At 65.1% G+C, this 6,594-nt stretch carries 3 protein-coding genes, 2 tRNA genes and 2 rRNA genes; 2 read left to right on the top strand and 5 right to left on the bottom strand.

The genetic code is table 11. The annotated features are described in order from the left end of the window. The 5 genes from KB893_RS17860 to tyrS form a co-directional block, all read right to left on the bottom strand. A 23S ribosomal RNA gene (locus KB893_RS17860) occupies positions 1-81 on the bottom strand; the annotation flags it as partial. A 232-nt stretch (positions 82-313) separates the two neighbouring features. Then, a tRNA-Ile gene (locus tag KB893_RS17855) sits at positions 314-390 on the bottom strand. A 16-nt stretch (positions 391-406) separates the two neighbouring features. Beyond that, positions 407-482 (bottom strand) — tRNA-Ala (locus tag KB893_RS17850). A gap of 105 nt (positions 483-587) precedes the next feature. Further along, a 16S ribosomal RNA gene (locus tag KB893_RS17845) occupies positions 588-2,132 on the bottom strand. Positions 2,133-2,594: 462 nt separating this feature from the next. Further along, positions 2,595-3,809 carry a tyrosine--tRNA ligase gene (gene tyrS, locus KB893_RS17840; RefSeq protein WP_211927588.1) on the bottom strand — a complete coding sequence of 405 codons (1,215 nt, stop codon included), beginning with the start codon at positions 3,807-3,809 and terminating at the stop codon, positions 2,595-2,597. A gap of 230 nt (positions 3,810-4,039) precedes the next feature. Here tyrS and KB893_RS17835 point away from each other — a divergent pair, with 230 nt between their 5' ends. Both KB893_RS17835 and KB893_RS17830 read left to right on the top strand, forming a co-directional pair. Further along, positions 4,040-5,395 carry a peptidoglycan DD-metalloendopeptidase family protein gene (locus tag KB893_RS17835; RefSeq protein WP_377731441.1) on the top strand — a complete coding sequence of 452 codons (1,356 nt, stop codon included), beginning with the start codon at positions 4,040-4,042 and terminating at the stop codon, positions 5,393-5,395. 71 nt (positions 5,396-5,466) lie between these two features. Next, the gene (locus KB893_RS17830; RefSeq protein WP_211927590.1) at positions 5,467-6,588 is read left to right on the top strand and encodes an anhydro-N-acetylmuramic acid kinase; all 1,122 of its coding nucleotides are present in this window, start codon (positions 5,467-5,469) and stop codon (positions 6,586-6,588) included. Positions 6,589-6,594: the final 6 nt, after the last annotated feature.

Here is a 6,594-nt window from a genome sequence, read left to right as displayed (position 1 = left end):
CCGATGCTTTTCGCAGGCTGCCACGTCCTTCATCGCCTCTGACCGCCAAGGCATCCACCGTGTGCGCTTATTCGCTTGACCCTATAACCCCAAGTCGCCTCGGGGCCATCGATGATCCCTGCAGTCGTCTGCAGGAGCGAATATCAACGACAACTTCAAATGTTAGGCCCTCGAAGGGCCCGCCTTAGCCTCTACGACACGTTTGGTCGACTTCTCGTCTCAAACGCTCGCTACATCCCAAATTTTCAAAGAACACAGCCGCGGCTTCAGCGCCGGACTGCTTTCAAATCGTGCGTGTGCGCTACATCCAGAGTGGTGGGTCTGGGAGGACTCGAACCACCGACCTCACCCTTATCAGGGGTGCGCTCTAACCACCTGAGCTACAGACCCAATGCGTGTCTCGCCGTGGTGGAGCCAGTCGGGATCGAACCGACGACCCCCTGCTTGCAAAGCAGGTGCTCTCCCAGCTGAGCTATGGCCCCGTCATGCGACGGCAACCGACCAGCAAAGCGCTTCGGCTTCGCTCGTCTTCTCTGGATGCAGGTGTCTTGTGCGGGCGCCCGACGGACGAAAGACCGTCATGCTCAAAAGGAGGTGATCCAGCCGCACCTTCCGATACGGCTACCTTGTTACGACTTCACCCCAGTCATGAATCACTCCGTGGTAACCGTCCTCCCGAAGGTTAGACTAGCTACTTCTGGAGCAACCCACTCCCATGGTGTGACGGGCGGTGTGTACAAGGCCCGGGAACGTATTCACCGCAGCAATGCTGATCTGCGATTACTAGCGATTCCGACTTCATGGAGTCGAGTTGCAGACTCCAATCCGGACTGAGATCGGTTTTCTGGGATTGGCTCCCCCTCGCGGGTTGGCAACCCTCTGTACCGACCATTGTAGTACGTGTGTAGCCCTGGCCGTAAGGGCCATGAGGACTTGACGTCATCCCCACCTTCCTCCGGTTTGTCACCGGCAGTCTCCCTAGAGTTCCCACCATTACGTGCTGGCAACTAGGGACAAGGGTTGCGCTCGTTGCGGGACTTAACCCAACATCTCACGACACGAGCTGACGACAGCCATGCAGCACCTGTCTCACGGTTCCCGAAGGCACCAATCCATCTCTGGAAAGTTCCGTGGATGTCAAGGCCAGGTAAGGTTCTGCGCGTTGCATCGAATTAAACCACATACTCCACCGCTTGTGCGGGCCCCCGTCAATTCCTTTGAGTTTCAGTCTTGCGACCGTACTCCCCAGGCGGCGAACTTAACGCGTTAGCTTCGACACTGAGCTCCTAGTTGAGCCCAACGTCCAGTTCGCATCGTTTAGGGCGTGGACTACCAGGGTATCTAATCCTGTTTGCTCCCCACGCTTTCGTGCCTCAGCGTCAGTGTTGGTCCAGGTGGCCGCCTTCGCCACGGATGTTCCTCCCGATCTCTACGCATTTCACCGCTACACCGGGAATTCCACCACCCTCTACCACACTCTAGCTCGCCAGTATCAAATGCAATTCTCAGGTTGAGCCCGGGGCTTTCACATCTGACTTAACAAACCGCCTACGCACGCTTTACGCCCAGTAATTCCGAGTAACGCTTGCACCCTTCGTATTACCGCGGCTGCTGGCACGAAGTTAGCCGGTGCTTATTCTTACGGTACCGTCATGACGCCAGGGTATTAACCCGACGCTTTTCTTCCCGTACAAAAGTGCTTTACAACCCGAAGGCCTTCTTCACACACGCGGCATGGCTGGATCAGGCTTGCGCCCATTGTCCAATATTCCCCACTGCTGCCTCCCGTAGGAGTCTGGGCCGTGTCTCAGTCCCAGTGTGGCTGATCATCCTCTCAGACCAGCTACGGATCGTCGCCTTGGTGGGCCTTTACCCCACCAACTAGCTAATCCGGCATCGGCTCATCCAATCGCGTGAGGTCTTGCGAGCCCCCACTTTCACCCTCAGGTCGTATGCGGTATTAGCGTAAGTTTCCCTACGTTATCCCCCACGACTGGGCAGATTCCGATGCATTCCTCACCCGTCCGCCACTCGCCACCCAGGGAGCAAGCTCCCCTGTGCTGCCGTTCGACTTGCATGTGTTAGGCCTGCCGCCAGCGTTCACTCTGAGCCAGGATCAAACTCTTCAGTTAAAGCTTAAAGCTCTACACTGCAAAGCTTTTCCAGCGACTCATCTCGGTCAAAACTGAAAAGTATTGACGTTGCTGTTGTCGACTTGGTCGAGCTCTGCAAGATGGACGATTCATCCATCCGCCAGACGCCCGCACAAGTCACCTGCGCACACTGTCAAAGATCTTCCGGAACAACCACTTGGGAGCATCTCGCTTCCCGCTCCGGACCGGAGTGTCTCGCCCCGGTGAGCCGCTCATCATACATGAGGTTGGCGGCTCGTCAACACCCTGTGACGAAAATGTTTCTTCGTCACCCGATCGCTTCATGTGTCAGCAAGCGACCGGACCAGCGCCCTGCGCTGGCCGCTTTCGGGTCGGCGCCGTTTCGTGCGCCTCGCCTCAGCGGGCCGCGCATCTTACAGGAGCCCGACGACGATTTGGAAGCGCTTTCTTGAACTTTTTCCTGAACCCGGCACGGCGCGCTCAGGAGACCCGCAGCCGGACCCGCGCGAAGTTGCGCTTGCCGATCTGCAGCACGCCCTCGAAGCCGGGTCCGAGGACACGCTGCGGATCCTCGACCACCCCGCCGTCGACGCGAACCGCACGCTCCCGCAGCTTGCGGACCGCCTCGGAGTTGCTGGCGGCCAGACCCGCCGCGACGAGGAGCGCCGGCAGGCGTAGGCCGTCCGTCGGGACGGCGACCTCGCTGACGGGCAGCTGCGCGGTGTCGCCCTGTCCGCGCACCACCGCGTGCCAGCCGGCGACCGCGAGCTCCGCCGCAGCCGCGCCCTGGAAGCGCGCCGCCAGCTCGCGCGCCAGGCGCAGCTTGACGTCGCGCGGGTTGAGCCCGCCAGCGTCGACCTCCTTCTTCAGCAAGTCGAGCTCGGCGAGCGAGACCTCGAAGCTCAGCAGCTCGAACCACTTCCACATCAGCGCGTCGCCGATCTTCATGGTCTTGGTGACGATGTCGATCGCCGGCTCGTCGATGCCGATGTAGTTGCCGAGCGACTTGGACATCTTGTGGACGCCGTCGAGCCCTTCCAGCAGGGGCATGGTCAGCACGATCTGCGGCGGCTGGCCGCAGTGTTCCTGCAGCGCGCGCCCCATCAGCAGGTTGAAGGTCTGGTCGGTGCCGCCGAGTTCCACGTCGGCCCGCAGCGCAACCGAGTCGTAGCCCTGCACCAGCGGGTAGAGGAACTCGTGGATCGCGATCGGCTGCTGGCCGTGGAAGCGCTTGGCGAAGTCGTCGCGCTCGAGCATGCGGGCGACGGTGAGCTGGCCCGCAAGGCGGATCATGTCGGCCGCCTTCATCCCGTCGAACCACTCCGAGTTGAAGCGCAGCTCGGTCCTGTCGCGGTCGAGCACCTTGAACACCTGGTCCGCATAGGTGCGCGCGTTGGCCTCGACGTCCGCGCGGGTCAGCGGCTTGCGGGTGGCGTTCTTGCCGGTCGGGTCGCCGATCATCCCGGTGAAGTCGCCGATCAGGAATACGACGGTGTGGCCGAGGTCCTGGAACTGCCGCATCTTGTTGAGGAGCACCGTGTGGCCCAGGTGCAGGTCGGGCGCGGTCGGATCGAAGCCGGCCTTGATGCGCAACGGACGCCCCAGCGCCAGTCGCTCCTTCAGCGCATCGCGCTTGATGATGTCGTGGGCGCCGCGGCCGATCTGTTCCAGCGCCTGCTGCAGTTCGTTCGTCATGAAGGAATTGTCTTCGGATACGTGACGCAAGGTTAAGAAGGGGTTAACCGAAAGTGAAGTGCGTCGCAGAAAATTTCGAGGCCAGACAAGGGTTTGACGCTGCCTCTTGAGCGCCGGTATGGTACCGGGCACATCGCCTTCACCCAGGACTTCCGGTGACCGAACGCAACTCCTTCGATCACGGCGCCGCTGCGCGCGCCACTGCAGCGATCAGGCCCTCGACGAAGGGTATGCGATTGTCTCCCACCGCTCTGCCGGCCTTCCGCGGCCGCTGGCGGCGCGAGCACTGGACCATGGCGAGCCTGGTCGGCAGCGTCGGCGTGCTGGTCGCGATGATCGTGCCCGGCTTCTCCGGCGGCATCGCGCCGCGCAGCGAGGAGCCGGTGACCCGCGCGATCTCGCTGCCCCTGCCCTCGCGCATCGCACCGACCATCGAGGTCGCCGCACTGGAGCCGCAGGCCCCGGTCGACAGCTGGCGCACCGTGCAGATCGGCAAGGGGCAGACGATGGGAGCGGTGTTCTCCGATCTCGGCCTCTCCGCGAACACGCTCCACCAGCTCCTGCAGCACGAGGGCGCTCGCGATGCGCTGACGCACGTACGCATCGGCGACGAATTCGCCTTCGACATGCCCGAGCCGGGCGAGCTGCGCGCGCTGCGCTTCGCCCGCGGGGAGGACGAGCACGTCGAGCTGGTGCTGGACACCGATGGCGTGCACGAGACGGTGACCAAGCGCGCCCTCGAGCATCGCACCCAGGTCGCCAGCGGCGAGATCACCAGCTCCCTCTACGCCGCGGCCAACCGCGCCGGCGTCTCGCAGAACGTGGTCAACACGATGGCCAACGTCTTCTCCTACGACATCGACTTCACCCAGGACCTGCGCGAAGGCGACCACTTCACCGTGGTCTACGATGAGGTCTGGCGCGAAGGCGAGCGCCTGCGTTCGGGCGACATCGTCGCCGCGAGCTTCACCAACCGCGGCAAGCGCTACACGGCGGTGCGCTTCGAGCACGACGGCAAGACCGAGTACTACACCGCCGACGGCCGGCCGCTGAAGAAGAGCTTCCTGCGCATGCCGGTGGAGTACACCCGGATCAGCTCGCGCTTCTCCAGCGGGCGCATGCATCCCATCCTCGGCAAGATGCGCGCGCACAAGGGCGTCGACTACGCCGCCGCCACCGGCACGCCGATCCGCGCGGCCGGCGACGGGCGGGTGAGCTTCGCCGGCAACCAGCGCGGCTACGGCCGCACGATCATCCTCGACCACGGCAACGGCAACACCACGCTGTACGGGCACATGTCGCGGCTCGGCAGGTTCCGGACCGGCCAGCGCGTGAGCCAGGGCGAGGTGATCGGCTACGTCGGCATGTCCGGCCTCGCCACCGGGCCGCACCTGCACTACGAATTCCGGGTCAAGGGCGTGCACAAGGACCCGACCACGGTCACGCTGCCGCCGCCGGAGCCGCTCAAGGGCGCGATGATGGCGCAGTTCAAGGCGCAGAGCGCACCGGCGCTGGCGCAGCTCGACGCCCTCGACGGACGCCGTCTCGCCTCGGCCGAGGCCGCAGGCGCCGTCCAGCGGCAATAGACGCAACACGCCTCAAGACACCTGCGGGCCGGCATTGCCGGCCCGCCGTCGTTTCCGGCCCCGGATCCGCCATGCAGACCGCCTCCCAGCAGCTCTACCTCGGGCTCATCTCCGGCACCAGCGCCGACGGCATCGACGCCGCCCTGGTGCGCTTCGCACGGGACGCGCCCGAACTCGTCGCCGCCGGCACCACCCCGTATCCGGATGCGTTGCGCGAGGAGATCCTGGCCTACTCGCAGGAGGCGGCGCGGGTCGACCTGGATACGCTGGGGCAGCTCGACGTCGCGATCGGGCACGCCTTCGCGGCCGCCGCACGCGCCGTGCTGGAGCGCGCGGGCGTCGCGCCCGGCGCGGTCGCGGCGATCGGCTCGCACGGCCAGACGCTGCGCCATCGTCCGCACGGCGAACGCCCCTTCAGCATGCAGGTCGGCGACGCGGCGGTCGTCGCCGAGCGTACCGGCATCGACACGGTGGCCGACTTCCGCCGCCGCGACGTCGCCGCGGGCGGCCAGGGCGCGCCGCTGATGCCGGCCTTCCACGCCGCAGCGCTGGGCTCGAGCGCGGACGACCGCGCCGTGCTCAACCTCGGCGGCATCGCCAACCTGACCCTGCTGCCGCATACCGGCCCGGTGCGCGGCTTCGACACCGGCCCGGCGAACGGCCTGATGGACGCCTGGTGCCTGCGCCACCGGGGGACGCCGTTCGACGCGGGCGGCGCCTGGGCGGCGCAGGGCAAGCTCCACAACGACCTGCTCGAACAGATGCTCGACGACCCGTGGCTCACGATGCCGCCGCCCAAGAGCACGGGTCGCGACCGCTATCACCTGGGGTGGCTGGATGCACATCTGGGGCGCCTGCGCTCTGCCCCGGCACCGGTCGACGTACAGGCGACGCTCTGCTCGTTCAGTGCAATCACCGTCGCCGCTGCGCTACTGGACGCTCAGGCCCACACCAGGACCCTGCTCGTCTGCGGCGGCGGCGTGCACAACCGGACGCTGGTCGAGGCACTCGAAGCCTATCTTCCGGGCATCGACGTCGCATCGACCGCCAGCCTCGGCATCGATCCGGATTTCGTGGAGGCGATGGGCTTCGCCTGGCTGGCGCGCGAGACGCTGGCGGGTCGCGCGGGCAATCGGCCGGAGGTCACCGGGGCCGCCGGTCCGCGCATCCTCGGCGCCATCCATCGCGCCTGAGCTGGG

The sequence above is a fragment of the Coralloluteibacterium stylophorae genome, from assembly GCF_018122625.2.
GTDB classification, from domain to species: Bacteria; Pseudomonadota; Gammaproteobacteria; order Xanthomonadales; family Xanthomonadaceae; genus Coralloluteibacterium; species Coralloluteibacterium stylophorae.
Note: the sequence above shows the minus strand (reverse complement) of the source record. Positions and strands in the feature narration are given on the sequence as shown.

Bases quoted from the DNA above. Each gene is read 5' to 3' on its own strand.
- tyrS (WP_211927588.1), bottom strand. From the start codon at position 3,809: ATGACGAACGAACTGCAGCAGGCGCTGGAACAGATCGGCCGCGGCGCC.
- KB893_RS17835 (WP_377731441.1), top strand. From the start codon at position 4,040: ATGCGATTGTCTCCCACCGCTCTGCCGGCCTTCCGCGGCCGCTGGCGG.
- KB893_RS17830 (WP_211927590.1), top strand. From the start codon at position 5,467: ATGCAGACCGCCTCCCAGCAGCTCTACCTCGGGCTCATCTCCGGCACC.